Annotated in this window: 21 protein-coding genes and 1 pseudogene; 14 read left to right on the top strand and 8 right to left on the bottom strand. The window is 72.8% G+C overall.

Features of this window, described 5'->3' with window-relative positions:
- Window positions 1–761: 761 nt before the first annotated feature.
- A complete protein-coding gene (uvrB, locus tag ACQEVZ_RS37670; RefSeq protein WP_360564796.1) occupies window positions 762–2915 on the bottom strand; it encodes an excinuclease ABC subunit UvrB in 2154 nt (717 codons plus the stop codon).
- 308 nt (window positions 2916–3223) lie between these two features.
- Window positions 3224–3793, bottom strand: a pseudogene (coaE, locus tag ACQEVZ_RS37675) (dephospho-CoA kinase); the annotation flags it as partial.
- A 128-nt stretch (window positions 3794–3921) separates the two neighbouring features.
- Between coaE and ACQEVZ_RS37680 the strand changes: the two are divergent.
- Together ACQEVZ_RS37680 and ACQEVZ_RS37685 are read left to right on the top strand one after the other, a co-directional pair.
- Window positions 3922–4164, top strand: coding sequence for a hypothetical protein (locus tag ACQEVZ_RS37680; RefSeq protein WP_344503472.1), 243 nt, complete (start codon window positions 3922–3924; stop codon window positions 4162–4164).
- 168 nt (window positions 4165–4332) lie between these two features.
- Window positions 4333–5283, top strand: a complete 951-nt coding sequence (locus tag ACQEVZ_RS37685; protein WP_433375507.1) for a hypothetical protein — start codon at window positions 4333–4335, stop codon at window positions 5281–5283.
- Window positions 5284–5287: 4 nt separating this feature from the next.
- Here the strand turns inward: ACQEVZ_RS37685 and ACQEVZ_RS37690 are convergent, their stop codons facing one another.
- On the bottom strand, window positions 5288–5581 hold the full coding sequence (locus ACQEVZ_RS37690; RefSeq protein ID WP_354900622.1) for an antibiotic biosynthesis monooxygenase family protein: 294 nt from the start codon (window positions 5579–5581) through the stop codon (window positions 5288–5290).
- Between the two features lie 21 nt (window positions 5582–5602).
- On the opposite strand from ACQEVZ_RS37690, the gene pnuC reads away from it, so the two are divergent.
- The 7 genes from pnuC to ACQEVZ_RS37725 are packed head-to-tail and all read left to right on the top strand — an operon-like array spanning window position 5603 to window position 12582.
- Window positions 5603–6217: a nicotinamide riboside transporter PnuC gene (pnuC, locus tag ACQEVZ_RS37695; RefSeq protein WP_344503475.1), complete on the top strand. Its 615-nt coding sequence runs from the start codon at window positions 5603–5605 to the stop codon at window positions 6215–6217.
- Window positions 6214–7299, top strand: a complete 1086-nt coding sequence (locus tag ACQEVZ_RS37700; protein ID WP_433375511.1) for an AAA family ATPase — start codon at window positions 6214–6216, stop codon at window positions 7297–7299. The genes pnuC and ACQEVZ_RS37700 overlap by 4 nt, the downstream gene beginning before the upstream one ends.
- Window positions 7300–7309: 10 nt before the next feature.
- The gene (locus ACQEVZ_RS37705; RefSeq protein WP_344503477.1) at window positions 7310–8236 is read left to right on the top strand and encodes an STM4015 family protein; all 927 of its coding nucleotides are present in this window, start codon (window positions 7310–7312) and stop codon (window positions 8234–8236) included.
- The gene (locus tag ACQEVZ_RS37710) at window positions 8233–9609 is read left to right on the top strand and encodes an STM4014 family protein (protein ID WP_433375514.1); all 1377 of its coding nucleotides are present in this window, start codon (window positions 8233–8235) and stop codon (window positions 9607–9609) included. Before ACQEVZ_RS37705 ends, ACQEVZ_RS37710 begins: the two co-directional genes overlap by 4 nt.
- Window positions 9606–10400 carry an STM4013/SEN3800 family hydrolase gene (locus ACQEVZ_RS37715; RefSeq protein ID WP_433375517.1) on the top strand — a complete coding sequence of 265 codons (795 nt, stop codon included), beginning with the start codon at window positions 9606–9608 and terminating at the stop codon, window positions 10398–10400. Before ACQEVZ_RS37710 ends, ACQEVZ_RS37715 begins: the two co-directional genes overlap by 4 nt.
- Window positions 10400–11710 (top strand): STM4012 family radical SAM protein, encoded by a 1311-nt coding sequence (locus ACQEVZ_RS37720; protein WP_433375520.1) that lies wholly within the window; start codon window positions 10400–10402, stop codon window positions 11708–11710. The genes ACQEVZ_RS37715 and ACQEVZ_RS37720 overlap by 1 nt, the downstream gene beginning before the upstream one ends.
- On the top strand, window positions 11707–12582 hold the full coding sequence (locus ACQEVZ_RS37725; RefSeq protein ID WP_433375523.1) for an STM4011 family radical SAM protein: 876 nt from the start codon (window positions 11707–11709) through the stop codon (window positions 12580–12582). The genes ACQEVZ_RS37720 and ACQEVZ_RS37725 overlap by 4 nt, the downstream gene beginning before the upstream one ends.
- Before the next feature lie 154 nt (window positions 12583–12736).
- Here the strand turns inward: ACQEVZ_RS37725 and typA are convergent, their stop codons facing one another.
- Window positions 12737–14602, bottom strand: a complete 1866-nt coding sequence (typA, locus tag ACQEVZ_RS37730) for a translational GTPase TypA (RefSeq protein ID WP_433375526.1) — start codon at window positions 14600–14602, stop codon at window positions 12737–12739.
- 156 nt (window positions 14603–14758) lie between these two features.
- On the opposite strand from typA, the gene ACQEVZ_RS37735 reads away from it, so the two are divergent.
- Entirely contained in the window at window positions 14759–15661 is a 903-nt protein-coding gene (locus ACQEVZ_RS37735) for a lytic transglycosylase domain-containing protein (RefSeq protein ID WP_354900633.1), read from the top strand.
- A gap of 11 nt (window positions 15662–15672) precedes the next feature.
- Window positions 15673–17322 (top strand): CocE/NonD family hydrolase, encoded by a 1650-nt coding sequence (locus ACQEVZ_RS37740; RefSeq protein ID WP_433375530.1) that lies wholly within the window; start codon window positions 15673–15675, stop codon window positions 17320–17322.
- Here ACQEVZ_RS37740 and ACQEVZ_RS37745 read toward each other — a convergent pair.
- Complete coding sequence (locus ACQEVZ_RS37745) at window positions 17313–17642, bottom strand: hypothetical protein (RefSeq protein ID WP_344503486.1); 330 nt, start codon at window positions 17640–17642, stop codon at window positions 17313–17315. The genes ACQEVZ_RS37740 and ACQEVZ_RS37745 overlap by 10 nt on opposite strands.
- 4 nt (window positions 17643–17646) lie before the next feature.
- Window positions 17647–18744, bottom strand: coding sequence for a DNA glycosylase AlkZ-like family protein (locus tag ACQEVZ_RS37750; RefSeq protein WP_433375533.1), 1098 nt, complete (start codon window positions 18742–18744; stop codon window positions 17647–17649).
- A gap of 110 nt (window positions 18745–18854) precedes the next feature.
- Between ACQEVZ_RS37750 and ACQEVZ_RS37755 the strand changes: the two genes are divergently transcribed.
- Window positions 18855–19064, top strand: coding sequence for a hypothetical protein (locus ACQEVZ_RS37755; RefSeq protein ID WP_344503488.1), 210 nt, complete (start codon window positions 18855–18857; stop codon window positions 19062–19064).
- 19 nt (window positions 19065–19083) lie between these two features.
- Here the strand turns inward: ACQEVZ_RS37755 and ACQEVZ_RS37760 are convergent, their stop codons facing one another.
- The gene (locus ACQEVZ_RS37760; RefSeq protein ID WP_433375536.1) at window positions 19084–20946 is read right to left on the bottom strand and encodes a DUF6745 domain-containing protein; all 1863 of its coding nucleotides are present in this window, start codon (window positions 20944–20946) and stop codon (window positions 19084–19086) included.
- Window positions 20946–21266: a hypothetical protein gene (locus ACQEVZ_RS37765; protein WP_344503490.1), complete on the bottom strand. Its 321-nt coding sequence runs from the start codon at window positions 21264–21266 to the stop codon at window positions 20946–20948. Before ACQEVZ_RS37765 ends, ACQEVZ_RS37760 begins: the two co-directional genes overlap by 1 nt.
- Window positions 21267–21527: 261 nt before the next feature.
- Here ACQEVZ_RS37765 and ACQEVZ_RS37770 point away from each other — a divergent pair, with 261 nt between their 5' ends.
- Window positions 21528–22505 (top strand): terpene synthase family protein, encoded by a 978-nt coding sequence (locus ACQEVZ_RS37770; RefSeq protein ID WP_344503491.1) that lies wholly within the window; start codon window positions 21528–21530, stop codon window positions 22503–22505.
- Between the two features lie 189 nt (window positions 22506–22694).
- Window positions 22695–23441, top strand: a complete 747-nt coding sequence (locus ACQEVZ_RS37775; RefSeq protein ID WP_433375541.1) for a class I SAM-dependent methyltransferase — start codon at window positions 22695–22697, stop codon at window positions 23439–23441.
- The last annotated feature ends 177 nt before the right edge of the window (window positions 23442–23618 follow it).

Raw genomic sequence — 23618 nt, forward strand, 5'->3', positions numbered from 1 at the left:
GCAGCCGGAGACAGCGGTGGAAGCTCCGTGCCGGTCGTTGACGGCATTGCCGGCTGGGCGAGGTTGCGGCCGACGGGCGCGATGGGTGGCGGCAGACGGACGGCGCTCTCGGTGGCGTCGAGCGCTGCCCGCATGCAGCCGCAGTCGGTGGCAACAGGGTCCGCGCCCGGGTGGGTGGCGTCTCCGGTAGGCGCGAAGTGCTGCCTGCCGACGATGGTGGGTGGGTGTCGCTGGTGGGTGTGGGGCGTTGCCCGCGTGCGGCCGGAGGTGGTGCTGTGCGGCGGGTCCGGTAGGTGTGGACGTGCTGCCTGCCTGCCGAGGGCGCTAGGTGGCTGGCTTCGGTAGGCGCGAAGTGCTGCCCGCCGAAGACGGCGGGTGGGTGCCGCTGGTGGGAGTGAGCGTTGCCCGCGTGTAGCCGGAGGCGGTGGTGTGGGGCGGCTCTGAACGGGCGCGGACGTGCTGTCTGCCGATGGTCGCCGTGCCCACCGTCGCCCCTGACATCGTGGCACCAGGCGGTGTCGTCGGTAGGTGTGGAGCGTTGCCCGCCGCCCGCCGCCCGCCGCCCGCCGCCCGCCGCGCCCACCGTCGGCCCCCGTCCGCGGCTGGCCCCGCCCGCCGCCACGGACGACGGCGGGCGGGCGGGGGCGCTGGTCGGTGCGAGTGCTGCCTGCGTGCGGGCCTGGGAGGCCGTGGCGTGCAGCGGCTCCGGTAGGTGTGGAGCCGTTGCACGCGCGGTGCTGGGGGCGGGGATGGGTGGATGGTTACTTGACGCCGGCTACGTCCATGGCGCGGAGTTCCTTCTTGAGTTCGGAGACCTCGTCGCGGAGGCGGGCGGCGAGCTCGAACTGCAGCTCGCGGGCAGCGCCGAGCATCTGGTCGTTGAGCTCCTGGATAAGGGTGGCGAGCTCGGCGCGGGCCATGCCCGCGCGGGCTGGGGTGGCGGCGCCGGCGGTGCCCTTCGTGCCGCCGCCCTTCTGGCGGGCGCGGGTGTTCTCGGGGGACTTGCCGCGGCTCATCTGGCGGCCGCCGCCGACGGTGATGGCGCCGCCCGGACCGTGGCCGACGACGGCGCCGGCGGTGTCCTCGGCCTCGCGGTAGATGTCGTCGAGGATGTCGCCGAGCTTCTTGCGCAGCGGCTGGGGGTCGATGCCGTTGGCGAGGTTGTAGGCGATCTGCTTGTCGCGGCGCCGGTTGGTCTCGTCGATGGCGAGGGTCATCGACGGGGTCATCTTGTCCGCATACATGTGGACCTGGCCGGAGACGTTACGCGCGGCGCGGCCGATGGTCTGGATGAGGCTGGTGCCGGAGCGCAGGAAGCCTTCCTTGTCGGCGTCGAGGATCGCGACCAGGCTCACCTCGGGCAGGTCGAGGCCCTCGCGGAGCAGGTTGATGCCGACGAGCACGTCGAACTCGCCGCGCCGCAGCTCGCGCAGCAGCTCGACGCGGCGCAGGGTGTCGACCTCGGAGTGCAGGTAGCGCACGCGGATGCCGTGCTCCAGCAGGTAGTCGGTGAGGTCCTCGGCCATCTTCTTCGTCAGGGTGGTGACGAGGACCCGCTCGTCGAGCTCGACCCGCTGGTTGATCTCGTGCATGAGATCGTCGATCTGGCCCTTGGTGGGCTTGACGATGACCTGCGGGTCGACGAGGCCGGTCGGGCGGATGACCTGCTCGACGAACTCGCCCTGCGTGCGGCCGAGCTCCCACGGGCCGGGGGTCGCCGACAGGTAGACGGTCTGGCCGACCCGCTCCTCGAACTCGTCGAAGCGCAGCGGCCGGTTGTCCTGGGCGCTGGGCAGCCGGAACCCGTGCTCGACGAGCGTCCGCTTCCGTGAGGCGTCGCCCTCATACATGCCGCCGATCTGCGGCACGGTGGCGTGCGACTCGTCGATGACGGTGAGGAAGTCGTCGGGGAAGTAGTCGAGCAGGCAGTGCGGCGGGCTGCCCGCCTCGCGGCCGTCGATGTGGCGGGAGTAGTTCTCGATGCCGTTGCAGAAGCCGACCTGGCGCATCATCTCGATGTCATACGTGGTGCGCATGCGCAGCCGCTGGGCCTCCAGCAGCTTGCCCTCGCGGTCGAGCTCGGCGAGGCGCTCCTCCAGCTCCACCTCGATCTGCGAGATCGCCCGCTCCATGCGCTCGGGGCCACCGCCGTAGTGCGTCGCGGGGAAGATCATCAGCTGGTCGACCTGGCGGATCTCGTCGCCGGTCAGCGGGTGCAGGTAGGACAGGCGCTCGATCTCGTCGCCGAAGAACTCGATCCGGATCGCGAGCTCCTCATACGCGGGGATGATCTCCAGCGTGTCGCCGCGGACCCGGAACGTGCCACGGTTGAACGCGAGGTCGTTGCGCGTGTACTGGATGTCGACCAGCCGCCGCAGCAGCTTGTCGCGCTCGAGCTCCTGCCCGACGGTCACCTTGGCGGCCCGGTCCAGATACTCCTCGGGCGTGCCCAGACCGTAGATCGCGGAGACGGTCGCGACCACGATGACGTCGCGGCGGGTCAGCAGGCTCATCGTCGCGGAGTGGCGTAGCCGCTCGACCTCCTCGTTGACCGACGAGTCCTTCTCGATGTAGGTGTCGGTCTGCGGGATGTAGGCCTCGGGCTGGTAGTAGTCGTAGTAGCTGACGAAGTATTCGACCGCGTTGTTGGGCATGAGGCCGCGGAACTCCGTGGCCAGCTGCGCTGCGAGGGTCTTGTTGTGGGCGAGCACGAGCGTCGGGCGCTGCAGCCGCTCGACGAGCCACGCGGTCGTCGCGCTCTTGCCGGTGCCGGTCGCGCCGAGCAGCACCGAGTGCCGCTCGCCGGACCGGATGCGACGCGCCAGCTGCTCGATGGCGGCGGGCTGGTCGCCGGACGGAACGTATTCGCTGACCACCTCGAAGCGGTTGTCCAAGCGGGGAATGTCGAGCGCCATGACCCCAACCGTACGCGGGGGGTATGACAACTTTCGGGTTCCTCGCCCTGGGTGGTTGATCGTATTCAACCTGACGATTGTGTGGGGAAGATCACCGGACTACCGTAGAGCTGTAGGCCGCTCGCGGCGGCCGACCGGAGAGCAGGCCGGCCATTTACTCGGTCCGGCCCTCCCGGCGCCAGGTTGCTGCCCCGGCCCGTCACGGTCGGCGAGCGCACCGTGGATGGATCGCGCGACACGCGCGACCGGCCGCCGCGAGCGCCCCTGCGTCAGGGGCGCAGACGTCAGGCGACGCCGGCGATCAAGGGCCAAGCCGCCGCGACCGCCGCGTCCAGCTCGGCCGGTGTGCCGTCGTTGACGATCGAGACGTCCGCGACCGCCCGCCGCTGCTCGTCCGTCGCCTGCGCCGCGATCCGGGCCCGGGCCTCCTCGGGCGTCATCCCGCGCAACCGCACCAGCCGGTCCAGCCGCGTGGGAAGCGAGGCGAACACGATGACCACCGTCTCGTACAGGCGCGACATCTGCTTCTCGACGAGGAGCGGCACATCGTTGACGATGACGGCGCCGTCAGGCGCGGCCGCGACCAGCTCGGCCGTCCGTGCCCGGACGAGGGGGTGCACGATGCCCTCCAGCGTCGCGCGCGCCTCGTCGGAGCCGAAGATCCGGCTCGCCATCGCGGCCCGGTCGAGCGCGCCGTCCGCGGTGAGCACGCCGTCGCCGAACGCCTCGACGACCGCGGCCAGGCCGGGCGTGCCGGGCTCCACGACCTCGCGCGCCAGCCGGTCCGCGTCGATGATCACGGCGCCGAGCGCGGCCAGCCGCTCCGCCACGGCGCTCTTACCGGCGCCGATCCCGCCGGTCAGCCCCACCATCCTCATCCGCCCATCACAGCAGAGCGGACGGACCCGCCGCGCACCGGTCAGGTGATCTCCGGCGTGTACGGCACGGAAAACGGCATTTGCGGAGATAACCTCCGTGCTGAGGAAGACGACATAGCGGGGCGAACATGACACAAGGGCGACACTGCATCGGCCGGCCGGGCCTGGGGCGCCGTGACATCACCATGATCATTGCGGCCGCCGACGTGGCCGAACAGGGACCACGGCACCGCCGCGGCCGCTCGCTGCGCCGGTCGACGACCGAGGCCGCGGGCATCTTCGCCGCCGCCGCCGTGCTGGCGGTACTCGCGGTCAGCGGCTGGTACGCGGCGTCGGGGGCGACCGCGGTCGCGCAGATGCTGGCGCGCTGACCAGGCGACCCGAGCGGGTGCAGGCGGGCACCCGAACGGTGGGTCATCAACGCCATCAGCCGTGGCGCGAGACGCGGGCTGTCAGCGATACTCTGCCCGGGCGAGTGCACGAGTGCCGTGCGCAAGTGCACGATCTGCACCGACGCCAGGACCAGAAGGACGCGCTGCATGGAGCCGGGACACCCCCCACGGCAGGATCCGCCGACGGAGCCGAGCCACGACCAGGTCAACGGGTCGCCGCCGCGACCCCGCAGCCGGCGTGGCTGGATGTCGGACTCGCCGCTCGACGGCGGGTCCGGCTGGCCGACCTCGGCCTACGCGATCGTCCCCAGGCAGGCGACTCCCCCGAAGGAAGAGCAGCGGGCGCCGCAGGAGGCACCGCAGGACGTGCCGCCGGTCGCGGCCACCGAGCCGCCCCCGGAGGCGCACAGCCGCCGCTGGCGGATCGCCGCCCTGGTCATCGGCCTGATCGTGCTCCTCGCCGCGGCGGTGGGCGGGGTGCTCGCCACCCGGAAGTCGTCCGGCGACACGCAGACGCCGACCGGTGAGAACCGTGCCGCCACCGCCCCGCTGACCGAGGCGACGACGCCGGCCGGGTCCGGGGCCACCGCCGGGGCCACTGCGGGGGGCACAGGGTCCCCGGGCCTCGACGCCAACGGATCGCCCGTGCCCGCGCTCAGCGCCGGCACCCCCGACCCGAGCGCCGTCGTGACCAGCCCCGTGCCGGAGGGCACCGTCACCGACGTGCTGCGCGCCGGCACCGTGCGGATGACCGTCCTCGCGGGGCAGCCCGACGAGACGTTCGACTTCGACAACGGCGCCAAGCAGGCGTCCGGCGCCGACATGGCCGCCGGCGCGCTCGGGCTGACCGCCGTGGGCGGCGCGGCCTTCGCCCCCGTCCTGGCTACGCCGACCCTCGCCGTCTGCTCGGCGGTCCCGGCCGCCCAGTGGGGCGACCGGGTCCTGCTCAGCGCGCTGCTGCCCACCACGAAGGTCTGCGTCCGCACCGGCGACCAGCGGTTCGGCTGGTTCACGCCCCGGTCCGGCGAGGCCGTCGTCAGCGGCCAGCTCTACACCACGTACCTCGACTTCACCGTGTGGAAGAAGGCCGGCGACTGACCGGTCAGGCGGGCACGTCGACGAAGTGCTCGACGGTCGGCGCGCCGTTGAAGAACGGCCCGAGCAGCCCGCGCCACTGCGTGAAGCGGTCGGTGGCGCGGAAGTTGTCCAGGTGCGCGTCGACCGAGTCCCACTCCACCAGCAGCACGAACCGGGTCGGTGACTCGACGCCGCGTGTCATGCGCACGGACCGGCAGCCGGGGGTGGTCGCGAGCAGCGTGTGTGCCTTGCTGTACGCGGCGGCGAACTCGTCCTCGCGACCGGCGAGCACGTCGATGAGTGCAACTTCCAGAACCATTCGGACAGGGTAGGGGACATCGTGCTCGACTGGCTCACATCCACCGCCTTCCACGCTTTCGGCGCCCCCACCACATGGGCGGAGCTGCTGGGGTTCCTGACGGGGCTGGTCACGGTCTGGCTGGTCGTGCGGCAGCACATCGCGAACTGGCCCATCGGCATCGCCAACGTGCTGCTGCTCATGGTCGCGTTCTGGCACGTCGGCCTCTATGGCGACGCCTGGCTTCAGGTGGTCTATGTGGTGCTCGGCGCCTACGGCTGGTGGCGGTGGCGTCCGGGTGCCACGACGGTAGTCCGTCGCACGACCCGCGTCGAATGGGGTGCACTCGCTGTCGCCGGCGTGTCGCTCACCGTGGCGTTGTGGTGGTACCTCGACCGTTTCACCAGCTCGACCGTGCCGTGGCCGGACGCCGCGACCACCGCTCTCTCCCTGCTCGCGACCTACGGACAGACCCGCCGGCTCGTCGAGAGCTGGTGGCTGTGGATCGCGGTCGACGTCGTCTACGTGCCGCTCTACGGGTACAAGGACCTGTGGCTCACCGCGGTGCTCTACCTCGCCTTCCTCGCCCTGTGCGTCCTGGGGTTGCGCGCGTGGCGGCAGGCCCTCGACCCGCGGCGCGAGACGGTGCCGGCGTGACCCACGGCCTCGTCGTCGGCAAGTTCTACCCGCCGCACGCCGGGCACCACCTGCTCATCGACACCGCTGCCCGTACATGCGACCGCGTCACCGTCGTCGTCGCACCGTCGAGCACCGAGTCCATCCCGCTCGAAACCCGCCTCGACTGGCTGCGCGAGGTCCATTCGGCCAGCCCGCACGTGCGCTTCGCCGGCGTGTACTGCGACCTGCCGATCGACTACGACGACCCCGACATCTGGCAGGCGCACTACGAGGTCTTCCGCGGGGCCGTCGGTCCGGTGCAGGTCGACCTGGTTTTTTCATCCGAGTTGTACGGCGATGAGCTCGCCCGACGGTTCGACGCGCGGCACGTCCCGGTCGACCCGTCGAGGGGCGGTGTGCCGGTCTCGGGCACGGCCGTCCGCGCCGATCCGGTGGCCAACTGGGCGTTCCTGGCCCCTCCCGTACGCGGCTGGCTGGCCCGGCGGGTGGTCGTCGTCGGTGCCGAGTCGACCGGCACCACCACCCTCGCGCGGGCGCTCGCCGCCCAGCTCAGACTGCGCGGCGGAGCGTTCGCCGGCACGCGCTGGGTGCCGGAGTACGGGCGGACCCTCACCGAGCTGAAGATGGCCGGCGGCGTCAAGGTCGAGGACCTCGTCTGGGACCGCGAGGACTTCCTGACCGTCGTGCGCGAGCAGAACGCCGCGGAGGACGCCGCCGCGCGGGCCGGCGGGCCGCTGCTCATCTGCGACACCGACGCGTTCGCCACCGCCGTCTGGGAGGAGCGCTACCTCGGCTCCGCCTCGCCGGAGGTCCGCGCCGCCGCCCGCGAGCCCGCGCTGTACCTGCTGACCCCCGACGACGACGTGCCCTTCGAGGACGACGGGATGCGTGACGGCGAGCATCTACGCGGGTGGATGACCGGCCGGTTCCGCACCGAGCTCGCCGCCGGTCGGGTCCCGTGGATCGAGCTGGCCGGGACGTACCGGACGCGGCTGCGAACGGCACTCGCGGCATGCGACGAGCTGCTCACGCAGGGTTGGCGGTTCGCCGCGCCGCAGCTGCCCCGCCGGTCGCCGGGAAATGTCGGGGGGTCCTGTTAGGGTCCCGCGCATGAGGCACATCACGACGTTCGCCGGGCTTCCGGTGATGCAGTTCGGGCCCGGCGTCGTCGACAAGCTGGACAGGGCTGGCACCCCGCGCAGCGCCGTCGCGTGGCGGATCGAGACGGACTATGAGGACAGCGAGGAGGTGTTCGGCTCCACCCTCGACCGGTGCCTCGACGTCGTCGGCGGCGAGTCCATCCACGCGTTCGTCATCGGCCAGTGGGGCGAGGCGTATGACACCGCGCCGCCCCTGCACCTGCTCATCGCCGCCCGTGCCCGCCTGCCGCACCTGCGGGCGCTGTTCATCGGCGAGATGACCGGTGAGGAGTGCGAGATCTCCTGGATCAACCACACCGATGTGGCGCCGCTGCTCGCCGCGTTCCCGGGGCTGGAGATCCTGCGCATCCGCGGCGCCGACGGGCTGCAGCTGTCGCCGGTGCGGCACATGCGCCTGCGTGAGCTGGCGGTGGAGAGCGGCGGCCTGCCCGCGGCCTTCCTCCGCGGCGTCGTCGACTCGCACCTGCCGGCGCTGACCGACCTGGAGCTGTGGCTCGGGGTCAGCGAGTATGGCGGCGACATCACCGTCGATGACCTGACGCCGGTCCTCAGCGGCTCGGGCATGCCCCGGCTGCGCCGGCTCGCGCTGCGCAACGCCGAGATCGCCGACCAGGTCGCGGCCGCGCTCGCCGGCGCGCCCGTCGTGCCCCGCCTCGAGGAGCTCGACCTGTCCCTCGGCATCCTCTCCGACCGGGGCGCCGAGGCGCTCCTGCTCGGCCAGCCGCTGACCCACCTGCGACGGCTCGACCTGTCCCACCACTTCGTCTCGGCCGAGCTGGCCGACCGGCTCCGGGCCGAGCTGCCCGGCGTCGACGTCGACCTGTCCGACCAGCAGGAGGAGGACGACGGCGAGCGCTACACGGCAGTGTCGGAATGACCGCCATCACCGTCGTCGGCGTTCCCGGCAACCGGCGGGTCAGGCTGTTCCGCGACGCGGCCGTCGCCGCGGGACTTCCCGAGCCCACGGTCGTGAGCTGGCGTGACGTCTGCGCCGGCGCGCGGGTCGACGGCGACGGGTCGAGCTGGATCCGGCTGGAGTCACCGGGGGAGGACGCCGAGACCGACCGGCTGCTGCGGGGCGCGGGAAGCGAGGCCGCGCACGGCGAGATCGTCGGGCTCGCCGCCTGGCACCGCGGCCTCGTCGCGGCGGCCCGCCGGGTCGAGGCGTCGGGCGTGCCGCTGCTGACCGCGGTCGACGAGCTCGACGTCATGTTCGACAAGCGACGGTGCCACGCGCTGCTGCGGTCCAGGGGCGTGGCGGTGCCCGAGGCGTTCGCCGCGGCCGGCTACCAGGAGATCCGTGAGCGCGGCTGGCGGCGGGTGTTCGTCAAGCCACCGCACGGGTCGTCGGCGTCGGGGGTCGTCGCGCTCGGGTTCGGCGGGGCTCGCGAGCGGGGGCGGGTCGTCGCGTACACCTCCGCGGCTCTCGACGGCGGCAAGCTCTACAACGAGCTGCGGGTGCACAGGTATGCCGACGAGCGGACCATCGCCGCGATCGTCGACCGGCTCGCCGTCGACGGCCTGCACGTCGAGCGGTGGCTGCCGAAGGCGTCGCACGACGGGCTCGTGTTCGACCTGCGGGTGCTCGTCGTCGCCGGCCGGGTCAGCCACGTCGTCGTGCGCACCGGCAGGTCCCCGATGACCAACTTGCACCTGGGCAACGCCCGCGGCGACCTGCCCGGCGTCCGGGCCGCCGTGGGGGAGGAGCACTGGGCGGCCGCGATGCGCACCTGCGAGGCGGCGGCGGCCTGCTTCCCCGGCAGTCTGCACGTCGGCGTGGACCTGATGTTCGGCCGCGACCACGGCACCCACGCCGTCGCCGAGGTCAACGCGTTCGGCGACCTGCTGCCCGGGCTGCTCGTCGCCGGCCGCGACACGTACTCCGCCGAGCTCGACGCCCTTCTCTCCGGCCGCTTCACCGCCCCGCCGCCCCCGTCTCCGGCGGCAGGCGTGCAGACGCAGGCTGTCACAGTCCAGCCGTCGCCGTCGCCGTCGCCGTCGCCGTCGGTCGCGGAGCGGTTCTCGCCGCCGGTGGCCCCGCCGCCCGTGGTCGCTGGTCTCCCGGCCGCGTGCCTGCCGTCGTCCTCGGTCGTCCGCCTGCCGCGGGAGCTGACTTCCCCGTCGCATTCGATCGTCCCGCCGCCCGCCGTCGCAGTCCGGTCGTCGAAGCCATTCACCCCACCCCGTGGTGGGTCAGCGGCGGGCGCGGCTGCTCGTGGAGGCGTCACGGAGAGCTGGGCCGTGCGGTGAAGAGGTTTGTCGGCAGCCATGACCTGCTGTTCGTCACGTTGGACACGCTGCGGCACGACGTCGCGGCCGGGCAGTTGCGGGCCGGGCAGACGCCCAACCTGGCGAAGGTGCTTCCCGGTGGGGAGTGGGAGCGGCGGCACACGCCGGCGTCGTTCACGTATGCGGCGCACCACGCGTTCTTCGGCGGGTTCCTGCCGACACCGGTGACGCCGGGGCCGCACGAGCGGCCGTTCGCGGCGCGCTTCCCGGGCAGCACGACGGTCGGCGAGGACACGTGGGAGTTCGACGAGGGTGATGTCGTCACCGGGTTGCGGGCCGCGGGGTACCACACCATCTGCGTCGGCGGCGTGGGCTTCTTCGCGATGACGTCGGCGCAGGGCGGGGTGCTGCCGGGGCTCTTCGACGAGGCGCACTGGACGCGGGACTTCGGGGTCACCAACCCGGGCTGCTTCGAGGCGCAGCTCGAGCGGCTCAAGACGGTGCTGCCCGATGACGGGCCGCTGTTCACGTTCGTCAACGTCGCCGCCATGCATCAGCCCAACCGGCACTACCTGCCCGGCGCCGCCGAGGACACGGTGGCGTCGCACGGGGCGGCGCTGGCATACGTCGACCGGCACCTGCCGGCGCTGTTCGCGCTGGTCACGTCCCGCGGGCGGCCGTGCCACGTGATCATGTGCAGCGACCACGGCACGGCGTACGGCGAGGACGGGCACATCGGGCACCGCTTCGCGCACGAGGTGGTGTGGACGGTGCCGTACGCCGAGTTCACGCTCGAGCCGGGGGAGTGGTGATGCTCGGATCTCCGTATCAGGGGTACCTGTACGCGTACCCGCACAAGACCGCATACCGGCCGCTGCGTCCCCGGCCGGCGCTCGCCGACGTGTGGGCGGCGGAGGCGACGGACGCGCTGTTCCTCTACGTCCACGTGCCGTTCTGTGAGATGCGGTGCGGGTTCTGCAACCTGTTCACCAGGGCGCGGCCGCCCGCCGAGCAGGTCACCGCATACCTCGACCAGCTGGCCCGGCAGGCGGGCCGGGTCGCCGCCGCCGTGCCGGGCGCGAGCTACGCCCGGGCCGCGATCGGCGGCGGGACCCCGACGTACCTGACGGCGGCCGAGCTGAGCCGGCTGTTCGACACCGTCGAGCGGGCCACCGGCGCGGACCTGCGCGCGGTGCCGACGTCGGTGGAGACGTCGCCCGCCACGGCGACCGCCGACCGGCTCGCGGTCCTCGTCGAGCGCGGCACGACCAGGGTCAGCATCGGCGTGCAGAGCTTCCTCGACGCCGAGGCGCACGCCGCGGGCCGGCCGCAGCGTCGCGCCGAGGTCGACCGGGCCCTCGACACGATCCGCGCGGCCGGTCCGGCCGAGCTGAACATCGACCTCATCTACGGCATCCCCGGCCAGACCGCCGCCACCTGGACCGCGTCGCTGCGCACGGCGCTGACGTGGCGGCCCGAGGAGCTGTACCTGTACCCGCTGTACGTGCGGCCGATGACCGGGCTCGGCCGGCGCGCCCCCGGCACGCCCGACCCCGAATGGGACGCGCAGCGGCTCGGGCTCTACCGGCACGCCGTCGACCTGCTCGCCGACGCGGGTTACGAGCAGCAGTCGATGCGCGCGTTCCGGCGCCGCGACGCCGCGCCGATCGGTGATTCCGCCGGTCCCGGGTACTGCTGCCAGGACGACGGCATGGTCGGACTGGGGTGCGGGGCCAGGTCGTACACGACGGGACTGCACTATTCGTTCGACTATGCGGTGAGCGTCCGGCAGGTCCGGGGCATTCTGGACGACTACCTGGCGCGGCCGGCGGAGGACTTCGACGTGGCCGAGGTCGGGTTCGTGCTCGACGGCACCGAGCAGCGCCGCCGCTGGCTGCTCAAGTCGCTGCTGCGGGCGCCGGGGGTGGAGCCGGCGGCGTACCGGGCGCGGTTCGGCACCGGCGTCGACGACGACTTCCCGGCGCTGGGCCTGCTCCGCGACAGCGGCCACCTCGACGGGCACCGGCTCACCGCCGAGGGGCTCGCGCACTCCGACGCGATCGGGCCCTGGCTCATCTCCGCAGGCGTCCGCGCCGCCATGGCCGGGCACGTGCCGCGATGAAGATCCTGTACCGCGGCCCGCTCGCGAGCTGCAACTACGACTGCCCGTACTGCCCGTTCGCGAAGCGGCGCGACCCACCCGAACTGCTGCGCGAGGACCGGGCCGCGCTCGACCGGTTCGTCGGCTGGGTCGAGTCGCACCCCGCCGAGCCGACCGAGGTGCTGTTCACGCCGTGGGGCGAGGGGCTGACGCGGTCCTGGTACCGGGCCGCGCTCGTCCGGCTGTCGCACCTGCCGCACGTCGGGCGGGCCGCGATCCAGACCAACCTCGCGGGGCGGCTCGGCTGGGTCGCCGACGCCGACCGGGACACGCTCGCGCTGTGGTGCACGTACCACCCCGGGCAGACGAGCCTGGAGCGCTTCCTGCTGCAGGTGGCGACGCTGCGCCGGCACGGCATCCGGCACTCCGTCGGCGTCGTCGGCCTGCCCGCGCACCTTCCCGACGCGAAGGCGCTGCGTGCGTCGCTGCCTCCCGAGGTGTACCTGTGGGTCAACGCCGCCGACGGCCACACGTACACGCCGGCGGAGGAGGCCGCGTGGACCGCGATCGACCCGCTGTTCGGCTACAGCGTCAGGCCGCACCGGTCCCGCGGGCGCACGTGCCGCACCGGCGACGAGGTGATCTCCGTGCTCGGCGACGGCACGGTCCGCCGGTGCCACTTCGTGCCCGAGCCGCTCGGCAACCTGTACGACGACACCTGGCGCCGCACCGCAGCGCCCTGCCCGAAGGAGGAGTGCGACTGCCACATCGGCTACGTGCACCTGCGGAGCCTGCCCCTGTACACCGTGTTCGCCGGCGGGGTGCTGGAGCGCATCCCCCACGAGCAGCCACTCTGGTCCGTCCCGCACGCCGCCGCCACGGGCAGCGCCTGAGACGCCGGGTGATGGCTGAGGGACGTCGAAGCAGCGGCCAGTCGGTGGTCGATGTCTGCGGACGAGAAGGTGCTGGTCGCCGAGAGGCGGCCTAGGGTCGCCCAAGCGCCGGAGACGCTGAAGGGCCGCCGGAGCGGCCCCTCGAGCGGACAGATCAGGCGTGGGAGCGCTTGCGGGCGACGCGCTCGCGGTCCTTCTGGTCGAGCATGACCTTGCGGATGCGGACGGCGATCGGGGTGACCTCGACGCACTCGTCCTCGCGGCAGAACTCGAGGGCCTGCTCCAGGGTGAGCTTGCGCGGCGGGATGAGCTTCTCCGTCTCGTCCGAGGCGGACGAGCGCATGTTGGTGAGCTTCTTCTCCTTGGTGATGTTGACGTCCATGTCGTCGGCGCGGGAGTTCTCGCCGACGATCATGCCCTCGTACACCTCGGTGGTGGGCTCGATGAACATGGAGCCGCGCTCCTGCAGGTTCATCATGGCGAAGGGGGTGGCGACGCCGGCCCGGTCGGCGACGAGGGAGCCGGTGGGGCGCATGCGCAGCTCGCCGAACCACGGCTCGTACTTCTCGAAGACGTGGTGCAGGATGCCGGTGCCGCGGGTGTCGGTGAGGAACTCGGTGCGGAAGCCGATGAGGCCGCGCGCCGGGACCAGCCACTCCATGCGGATCCAGCCGGTGCCGTGGTTGACCATCTGCTCCATGCGGCCCTTGCGGGTGGCCAGCAGCTGGGTGATGGCGCCGAGGTACTCCTCGGGAGCGTCGATCGTGAGGCGCTCGACGGGCTCGTGCACCTTGCCGTCGATCTCGCGGGTGACGACCTGCGGCTTGCCGACGGTCAGCTCGTAGCTCTCGCGGCGCATCTGCTCGACGAGGATGGCGAGGGCGAGCTCGCCGCGGCCCTGGACCTCCCACGTGTCGGGGCGCTCGGTCGGGAGGATGCGCAGCGACACGTTGCCGACCATCTCGCGGTCGAGGCGGTCCTTGACCAGGCGGGCGGTGACCTTGGTGCCCTTGACCTTGCCGGCGAGGGGCGAGTTGTTGGTGCCGATGGTCATCGAGATCGCCGGCTCGTCGACGGTGATGAGGGGCAGCGCGACCGGGTTCTCCGCGTCGGCGAGGGTCTCGCCGATCATGATCTCGGGGATGCCGGCGAGCGCGATGATGTCGCCCTGCGCGGCCTCCTCGGCCGGCTTGCGCTCCAGGCCCTGCGTCATCAGCAGCTCGGAGATGCGGACGTTCTGCACGGTGCCGTCGGTGCGGATCCAGGCGACGGTCTGGCCCTTGCGGATCTTGCCTTCGCGGACCCGGCACAGTGCGAGGCGGCCGAGGAACGGCGACGCGTCGAGGTTGGTGACGTGCGCCTGCAGCGGCGCGTCCTCCGTGTAGGACGGGGCGGGGATCGTGTTGAGCAGCGTCTGGAACAGCGGCTGCAGGTCGTCGCTGTCGGCGGGCACCGTGCCGTCCTCGGGCTGGCTCAGCGAGGCGATGCCGTCGCGGGCGCAGGCGTAGACGATCGGGAACTCGATCTGGTGCTCGTCGGCGTCGAGGTCGAGGAAGAGCTCGTACGTCTCGTCGATGACCTCCTTGATCCGGGCGTCGGGGCGGTCCACCTTGTTGATCACCAGGATGATCGGCAGGCGGGCCTTCAGCGCCTTGCGCAGCACGAACCGGGTCTGCGGCAGCGGGCCCTCGGAGGCGTCGACGAGCAGGACCACGCCGTCGACCATCGTCAGGCCGCGCTCGACCTCGCCGCCGAAGTCGGCGTGGCCGGGGGTGTCGATGATGTTGATCGTGGTCGGGGCTCCGCCGTCGGCAGGGACATAGCGCACGGCGGTGTTCTTCGCGAGAATGGTGATGCCCTTCTCGCGCTCCAGGTCCATCGAGTCCATCACCCGGTCGACCTGCTCCGCGCGCGCGTGGAACGCGCCGCTCTGCCGCAGCATCGCGTCGACAAGGGTGGTCTTGCCGTGGTCGACGTGAGCGACGATGGCGACGTTGCGGAGGTCTGCGCGGGTCTGCATGGCATCCATTGTTCCAGGCGGCCCGAGGGTGCCGTCACGCACAGTGCGCGATGTGACGTACCGCGCCCGGACTCATCGAAACCGGCCTCCTCCGACGTCATAGGGGACAGCGGGCCGGCGCGGTCCGCGATAGCGTGCCAGGACGGGGAGGCATCGATGAGCTACGGCAGCTTCTATGGGGACGACGACACCGCTGAGCAGCGCTGGGGGATCGAGGAGGACGCGCCGCGCCGGCGGCGTCCGGGGATGATCTTCCTGTTGGGCGCGCTCGTCGTGGTCGTCCTGGTCGCGCTCGGCGGGCTCACGGTCCTCGTCAAGGGCAAGGATCCGAAGCCCACGTCCGCCGGCTCGCGGCCGTCACAGGTGGAGGCCGAGCCGAGCGCCGAGGCGAGCGAGGTGGTCGTGGCGGCGACGTCGGCGCCGCCGCCGCCGAGCCCCACCCCGTCCGCGACGCCCTCGAAGGTCCCGACGAAGAAGTCGATCGCGCCGCCGAAACAGACCGCGCTGCCGCCCCCGCCGCCGAAGGTCAGCGCGAAGCCCGGCTGTCAGCCCACGTACAAGGGCACCCAGCTGCCGAAGTCGAGCGTCCGCGAGTATCTGGACGCGGCGTCCACGAAACAGTTCTGGGGCAGCAACACCCCCGCCGAGGTGCAGGCCATCAGGGTCCCGAAGCGGCTGATGTACGGGGTGGCCGACCAGGAGAGTGGCTGGCAGTCCAACATCTACGCCTGCGACGGGGGCGTCGGGGTCATGCAGGTCATGCCCAACACCGAGACCTGGATGAACCAGCGCTTCGGCACCAGCTGGAAGATCGACACCCCGAAGGACAACGTGATGCTCGGCGGGCAGTACCTGGCCTGGGCGATCCGCTACTTCGGCGAGCAGCTCGGCACGTTCGACATCATGGGCGCCGACCCGACGCTGCTCAACGCGGTCGTGTCCGCCTATAACAACGGCGCCGGCGCGGTCGACCTCACCAAGGGTGACGCCGGGATCACCAACTGGAACTACGTCAACAACGTCAAGGCGCTCATGGGCCGCTGCTGCAACGACTACTAACGTAGGGCGGCATGAGGCTCGACCCCGTAGGCCGACTGCTGAAGCTCCCGCCCGCGCTGACCGGACGCGTCCGCGTCACCAAGGGCATCCCCGTCCGGATGCGCGACGGCGCGATCCTGCGCGCCGACCACTACGGCCCGGCCCTCGACGCCGCGCTGCCCACGGTGCTGGTGCGCACGCCCTACGGCCGCGGCGCGCCCACCAGCGTGCTGTGCCGGGCCGTCGCCCAGCGCGGCTTCAACGTGCTGATCCAGTCGTGCCGGGGCACGTCGGACTCCGGCGGCACGTTCGAGCCGCTGCTGCAGGAGCGCGAGGACGGCCTCGACACCCTCGACTGGTTGCGGTTGCAGCGTTGGTACGACGGCCGCCTCCTCACCTACGGCCCCAGCTACGTCGGTTTCGTGCAGTGGGCGCTCGCGGCCGAGGCGGGCGACGAGCTCAAGGCGATGGCCACGATCGTCACCGCCTCCGACTTCGGCCCGCCGACCTACGCCGGCGGCGCCTTCTCCCTCGACACCGTGCTCACCTGGTCGGCGATCCTCGACGCGCAGCGCGGCACCCGGCTGGACAACGCCGTCGACCTGCTGCGCGGCCAGCCAAGACTGCAGCGCGGCCTCGCCCGCGTGCCGCTCGCCGAGGCGGACCGCATCACGACCGGGGCCGAGGTCGAGTTCTTCCAGCGGTGGCTCGCCGAGGCCGACCCCACCTCCCCCTACTGGACTCAGCGCGGACACACCCACACCCTGCCGAAGGTCACCGCGCCGGTCCTGATGATAGGCGGCTGGTACGACATCTTCCTGCCATGGCAACTGGCCGACTACACCGCGTTACAGGCGGCGGGCCTCCGGCCGCACCTCACCGTCGGCCCGTGGCACCACGGCAGCGCCGGGCTCTTCCAGCACTCCGCGGCCGAGGCCGTCGCCTGGTTCCGCGCGCACACCGGCGGCCCCGAAAGCATCCGCGAACGGCCCGTCCGGGTCCACGTCGGCGGCACCGACACGTGGCGCGAGCTGCCGGTATGGCCTCCCGTGGACGGTGGGACGCGCCGGTTGAACCTGGGCCGCGACGGCGGCCTGAGCGCCACCGCCGCGCCGGACGGCGAGCGGCTGGAAGGGTTCACGTACGACCCGAAGGACCCGACGCCGGCGCTCGGCGGCCCGCGGCTCATCGGCAAGATCTCCGGCCGGCGCGACAACCATCCGCTCGAGGCGCGACCGGACGTGCTGACGTTCACGTCCGAACCCCTCGAGGAGCCCCTGGAGGTGGTCGGCCCGATCGCCGCGGAGATCACCGTCCGGGCTGCCTGCGTCCGGCCGGACGGCACGCCGTTCACCGACCGCGACCTCGTGCCGCATTTCGACGTGTTCGTCCGGCTGTGCGAGGTGGACGAGCAGGACCGCTCGTGGAACATCTGCGACGGGCTCGCCCGCGCCACAGGTGGCGGCGGGGTCGAGGTGCGGGTGGAGCTGTGGCCGACCGCGTACCGGTTCGCGGCGGGGCGCCGCATCCGGGTCCAGGTCAGCGGCGGGGCGCACCCGCGCTTCTCGCGCAACCCGGGCACGGGCGCGCCGCTCGGTCATGAGCTGGAGCTGCGCGCCGTCCGGCAGGAGATCCTGGCCCCGTCGTCGATCATCCTGCCGGTGCCGGGGCCTCAGTCCTGAAACGTGGAGGGGCCGACGTCGGTGTAGGTGCCGGAGTCGGCGTCCCACTCGAACTGCCGCCCCTCGGAACCCGCGCTGACGACCTTGCCGAACGCCGGGTAGCGCTCGACGAGCCACTCCAGGTCGGGCATGAGCAGCTCACCCGCGTCGGCGAGCTGCTCGTCGGTCTCGTCGCCGACCAGCAGGTTCCACCCGCTGGCCTTCCGCCCGTCGGGCGCGGCCGGCAGGGTCGCGTCCTCGGGGTCGTGGTACACGTACCCAGGGAGGAGCGACTCGTCCTCCACCAACCGCCGCGACGCGAACGCGATCAAGTAGCTCATGCGCTCAAGTATCCCCACGCTCCACAGTGACCTCGGCGGTGGGGATGCCCCGCGCGGCCGCCGCCCGCTGCGCCTCCTCGTCGATCGCGGCCCGCACCGGCGCCCGCAGCGGCCCCCACGCCGACACCGTCACCGCCAGCCGCCTCCCCGCGGCCTTCGCCCGCCACGACCCCGCGAGGTCCCCGTCGACCAGCAGCGCCCCGGGGTTGCCGAGCACCCGCCAGACCTCCCTCTCCCGTTCCTTCTGCGGCGTCAGTACGCCGCGGTCCCGCGCCTGCAGGAACGGATCGGACGCCGGCAGCAGCCGCACCCCGTGCACCGGCCCGGCGTCCAGCAGGTCCGCCAGGCACTCCTCGGGGATCCACGTCTTGCGCCCGTCGACGCTCACCTCCGCCAGGCCATCCGGCCACGCCGGCTTGATCGCCGTGACGGTCGTGCCGAGGTACTTCGCGACGTCGCCGGGCGTCGCGGGTCCGAGCAGCCGCAGGTACGCGCGGATCAGCCCCGACGGGTCGCCCGGCCCCTCCGGCACGGGCGGCGGGTCGTCGATCGGCAGCAGCACGCTGGTCGCCGCCGCCTCGTCGAGCTGCGCCCCACCCGCGAGCCCCGCCTGCTGGAACACCGACCCGGCGATGTGCGTCGCCCTGCACGGCCCGCAGTAGTACGTCAACGCCTCCGGGACGAGGTCGCTGACGCCCCGGCTCGCGTCACCCTTCGACGTCGGCCTCTTGACCACCGCCGCGAACGCCCCGGCCGTCGCCCGGAACGCCCCGATCCCCAGCTTGCCGCCGTCGGGGATCTGCCTGCTGCCGAACCTGGCCTCCGCGTCGGCGTCGCTCACCGGCCACAGCGCCGCGACCAGCCCCGGCAGGTCCGCCCGCCGGTGCAGGTGGCGTGCGCCCCGGGTCGACCACACCATCGCGAGGTCCCCGTCGAACCTGCTCGTCCGGGCGGCGAGGGCCTGCCGCGCCGTCCCGGCCGGCACGTTGGGCACCCCGAGGTCGAGCACCGCGAGGTCACCCGGGTCGGCGTCGACCCGCTCGTGCAGCTGGTTGGCGACGGTCCGGTACGCGAGCACCTTCGCCCGCCCCACGCTCGGCATCGCCCCATTCTCGTGTCCCACAGCTCACCCCGCATCCCAACCCCGAAGGGGCCCGTGCCGGCGGCCGGCGGCCTTGCGTACCGGCCCGGGCCCGGCGGACGATTGTCGGTATGACGAGCGACACCGCGGACGACGGCTCGGCCAGGATCACGTTCAGCGATCCGGACCTGGCCTTCCTGCGGCATGCCAGGTTCGGCGAGCTGCCCGCCCGCATCCGCCCCAGCGACACGGTCGAGCTCGTCGAGACCGACCCGAAGCGCGACTGGCCGGACCTCGGTCCGAGCCGCGCGCAGGTCGAGGCGCAACGCGGCGGCGGCTGACCCCGCCGGCCCGCGCCGATCAGGTCTCGACCAGCGGCTGGTACTCCTGCTCGGTGAGCCCGAACGTCCAGGCCACCCCCTCCCGAGGGGTGCGGGTGGTCGGTGGGACGCGCAGCCAGTAGATGCGGCTGGTGCCGTCGGGCTCCGGGGTGCTGTTGATGACCTCCACCATGGTGAGCGGCTCGTCGTCGGCGAAGCGCAGCTGCCACAGGACGCCGCACGCGTCGGAGCCGAGCCGCCGCGCGCCCGCTTCCCGCAGGTAACGCTCATAGCCGAAGTGCTCGAGCATGACGCGCCGCAGCTCGGCGTTGCGCTCCGCGGCGATCTCGGCGTGGGTCAGGCGGGCGAGCCGGTGCACGAGCTCCGAGGGGATCGGCATGCCGCGCCAAGCGTGCAGCGCGAACCCGTCGCCGTAGCGCAGCGCGGGGGTGTCGGCGGCGTGCAGCCGGCCCACGTTGTCGCGGTGCAGCTCGACGGGCCGGTCGGTCAGGATGGCGACGTTGGCATACGGCCACCACCACCCGGCGGACCGCGCCACACCCGCCAGCCCCGCGAGCCGCTGCGCGGCACGCAGCACCGCGGTGTCGGCCCTGCCCCCGTCGGCCCGCGCGCCGTCGACCCGCTGGGCGTCGACCCCGAGGCCCCCGGACGAGTGTGCGACGCCCGCGCCGCCGGCCGGGTGGCCGTCGGCCTGAGCGCCCCCGGCCCATTCGCCGCCCCGGAGGCCGTCGCCCTGAGCGTCCTCGGCCCATCCACCGCCCCGGACTTCTCCGGACCGGCCGCCGCCGCGCGGGCTGTCGGCCCGGAGCCCATCGCCCCGCGAACTGCCGGCCCACCCGCCGGGAGCGCCGCCGCGCACGGAACCACCCGGCCTGGATCGACCACCGCGCGAACTGCCGCCCCACCCTCCGCCCTGGGCGCTATCACCCGAGGAAGCACCGGACGCGAGGCCCTGGGCGCTATCACCCGAGGAAGCGCCGGGCGCAAGGCCCTGGGCGCTATCACCCGAGGAAGCGCCGGACGCGAGGCCCTGGGCGCTATCACCCGAGGAAGCGCCGGGCGCAAGGCCCTGGGCGCCACCACCCGGGGAAGCGGTGGACGCGGCATCCCGGCCGTCGGAGCCGGCGTGCACGGACCCGCCCGAGCCCGAACCGCCGTCGCGCGGCAGAGGCAGGGACAGCGCGCCGGGCGTGTCGGCGCGAGAAGCGGCCGCGTCGAATGCGGCGAGCCAGCCCGCGTCGTGCTGGCCGGAGACGGCGTCGAGGAGGACGGTGCGGGCGTGAGCGGGCAGCTCGTTGCGTAGGTGGGTGCGCAGCGGGGCGGCGACGCGGTCATTGACCATGCGCCACACGTCGGCGCCGCAGGCGGCCCACAAGCGGGCCCAGCCGTCGGGGCCGAGCGACTCGTGGACCTCGGCGCGCGCGGCGGCCCACGGGGTGGTGCGGACGGCGGCGCGGACCGAGACGCCGGCCGTGCCCGGGACGGGTGGGCAGCCCTGGGCGCGCAGCTCCTCGGCCACGAGCACGTCGTCGTCGCTGAAGGCGGCCGCGGTCCCCACGCCCAGGCGGGTGGTGGGCAGGGCGAGACCGGCCCGGGCGGCGCGGCGGGCGGCGGTGGTCATGGGTCGCGGGGCGGCGGCCGGGCCCGGCAGGTCGCGGCGGCCGGTGAGCAGGGCGGCCGCCCTGGCGCCCGCGGCCGGTGAGGCGAACCACACGATGTGCGCGGGCTCGGGCAGGCCGGCCGAGCGGTAGGCCAGGCGGACCGCCTCGGCGGCGGCCTCGCGGTCGGCGGGCGCGGTCGACAGGCCCGCGGCGAGCCACTTCGCCGCGTTGGCGCCGAGCGCCGCGGCGCTGGTCTCGGAGGTGAGCGGGGTCGTGGTCATCAGTCGGCCACCGGACGCCACGAGCCGGGCACGTATTCGCGCTGGCGGATGATCCGGTACGCCCCGGCTGGGATCGCGATCGAGCCGTGCTCCTCGTGGACGACCCTCGCCTTGGACACGACCTTGACGAAGAGCCGGTCGATATCGTCGCGGTCGGCGAGCAGCAGCGTGTCGGGCCCGACGATCACGTGGGCGTGGCCGGTCGCCTCGCCACGGGCGAGGATCATGCGGCCGGAGCGGTCGCGCGGGGCAGGCACCGCGGTCGCGGGCACCTCACCCGCGGCGATGGGCACCAGCAGGACGTCACCTTGTCGATACACGGCCGTACCTCCAAGAAAAAGGCCGAACAAACAGACAGCGCCGAACCAGCCGAACAAGCGCACGATAGCGCCGGGGTACGACACTTTTTCACGCCCGCCGAGGCCGGGGACCCATGGACCTCGGTCAAGCTCAATACGGCACCTGTGCGGCCCGCGCGTAACTCGACAAAAAGGAATATCAACTCGAAACCCTCGAACAGGGTCGCGTAATCCCTGAAAAGCAGCGACCATGAAGACCTCCTGGGGCAAGAGGGGTGCATCATGCAGTCGACGCTGGCGGTCCTGTGCCCGTTCGCACCGCGCCTCTCGCCGCACGCCGACCTCGTCCAGCGCTGGTCGCTGCACTGGGCGACCAGGCACGGCCTGCTCGACCGCGCGGGCGCCCGGGCCGCGTTCGCCAGGGCGAGGTTCGCCAACCTGATGGCCCGCACCTACCCCGACGCCGCACCCGCCGACCTGCAGCTCGCCACCGCCTGGCTGATCAGCGTCTTCGCCCTCGACGACCGCCTCGAGCGGGCCGGCGACCCGGCGGCGACCCGGCGCCTCGTCGACGAGGTCATGCAGCTGCTCGACGACGACGGCGAGGACCCGAAGGGCCACCTCAGGGCCGTCGCCGAGGTGTGGCGGCGCACCAGGCAGCGCGTCGGGCCGGCCTGGCGGGAGCGGTTCGTCGCCCACGTCGGCGACTATCTGGAGGCCACCGTCTGGGAGGCCGGCAACCGCGCCGCCAACCGTCCGCCGCCCGTCGCCGAGTACCGCACCATGCGCTTCCGCACCGCGGCCATCGACATGTTCTTCGACCTCATCGAGCCCATGCACGGCGTCGAGCTGTCCCCGGGGGTGTTCGAGGACGCGGACTTCGCCGTGATGCGCCGCTCCGCCGGGATGATCACCGCGATCTTCAACGACCTCGTGTCGTGGCCGAAGGAGGAGGCCGCCGGCGACCACCACAACATCGTGCTCGCCCTGCGGCATGAGCGCCGGCTGCCGGTGGAGGCGGCGGTCCGAGTGGCGGTCGCCGAGCACGACGCCCTGGTGGAGGAGTTCATCGCGGCCCGTGAGCGGTTCCAGGCCGGGCCGCTCGCGGGCGACTTCGCGGTCGCGGCCGTCGCCGGCGACTTCGCGCACTGGATCCGCGGCAACGTCGACTGGTCGATGGAGTCGGGCCGTTACACGCCCTCGGAGAGCACGACCCCGGCGGAGACGAGGGTCCCCGCACAGCGCCGACCCGTCGAATAAGGCGCTTCCGGCTGTCGATGCGTCGCTGGTACCGTCGGCGCAACAGCTTCTTGGAGGATGCCATGCCTGCCCGGGACACGGTCCCGGGTCGCCGGTGAACCACGGACCCGACGCGGTCCGATGGTCTGCCGAGGTGTGCCCGGGCGACGCAGAGACCCCGATCGTGCACATCCAAGAGGAGATCCTCAGTTGTCCCAGCACGTCCAGTCCGCGTGGTACGCGGACTTCTTCACCGAGCTCCCGAACGAGTTCTGGCGCCGCGTCGCCGGACCCGAGATGACCGCCGCCGACGTCGACTTCATCGAGACGAGGATCAGACCCGGGGCACGGGTGCTCGACGTGCCCTGCGGCAGCGGCCGGCACAGCCTCGCCCTCGCCGCCCGTGGCCACCGTGTCACCGGCGTGGACATCTCCGAAGAGGCCATCGCGCACGCCGTACAGGCGAAGAACGGCCTGGAGGTCGAGTTCAGGGTCGCCGAGATGCGGGACATCCCGCGGACCGGCGAGTTCGACGCCGTGCTGTGCCTCGGCAACAGCTTCGGCTACCTGGAGCCGGCCGAGCTGCCCGAGTTCGTGGCGGCGGCGGCCGCGGCGCTGCGCCCCGGCGGCTGGTTCGTCGTCGACTTCAGCGCGGCGGCGGAGTCGGTCCTGCCCGGCTTCACCCAGGCGGACCGGATGATGCGCACCGGCGACATCACCGTCGAGACGAGCACCGACTACGACGTGGTCGCGAGCCGGATGCTCAGCACGTACACGTTCACGCGCGGCGAGGAGCGGCTCACCGCGACCGCCGTGCACCACGTCTACACCAGCGGGCACCTCGGCGAGCTGCTGCGCGCCGGCGGGTTCGCGGACGTGGAGCTGTTCGGCGGGCCGGACGGCGCACCGTACACCCTGGGCAGCGGCCGGCTGCTCAGCACGGCGCGACGGCGGTAGCCCGGCACACAGCACGCCGGCCGGTCAGCGCGAACGCTGGCCGGCCGGCTTTTCCGGTGCGGTGGAGAGTGGAGCTCAGATGGCGTGCCGGGAGTCGTCCGCGTCCGGCATGCGTGTGACGTCGGTGCTCTGCGTGAGGTCGGGCGCGGCCTGGACCGCGTCGCCGTGCAGCCACGA

Source organism: Dactylosporangium sp. CA-152071 (assembly GCF_050936335.1).
GTDB lineage: Bacteria > Actinomycetota > Actinomycetes > Mycobacteriales > Micromonosporaceae > Dactylosporangium > Dactylosporangium maewongense.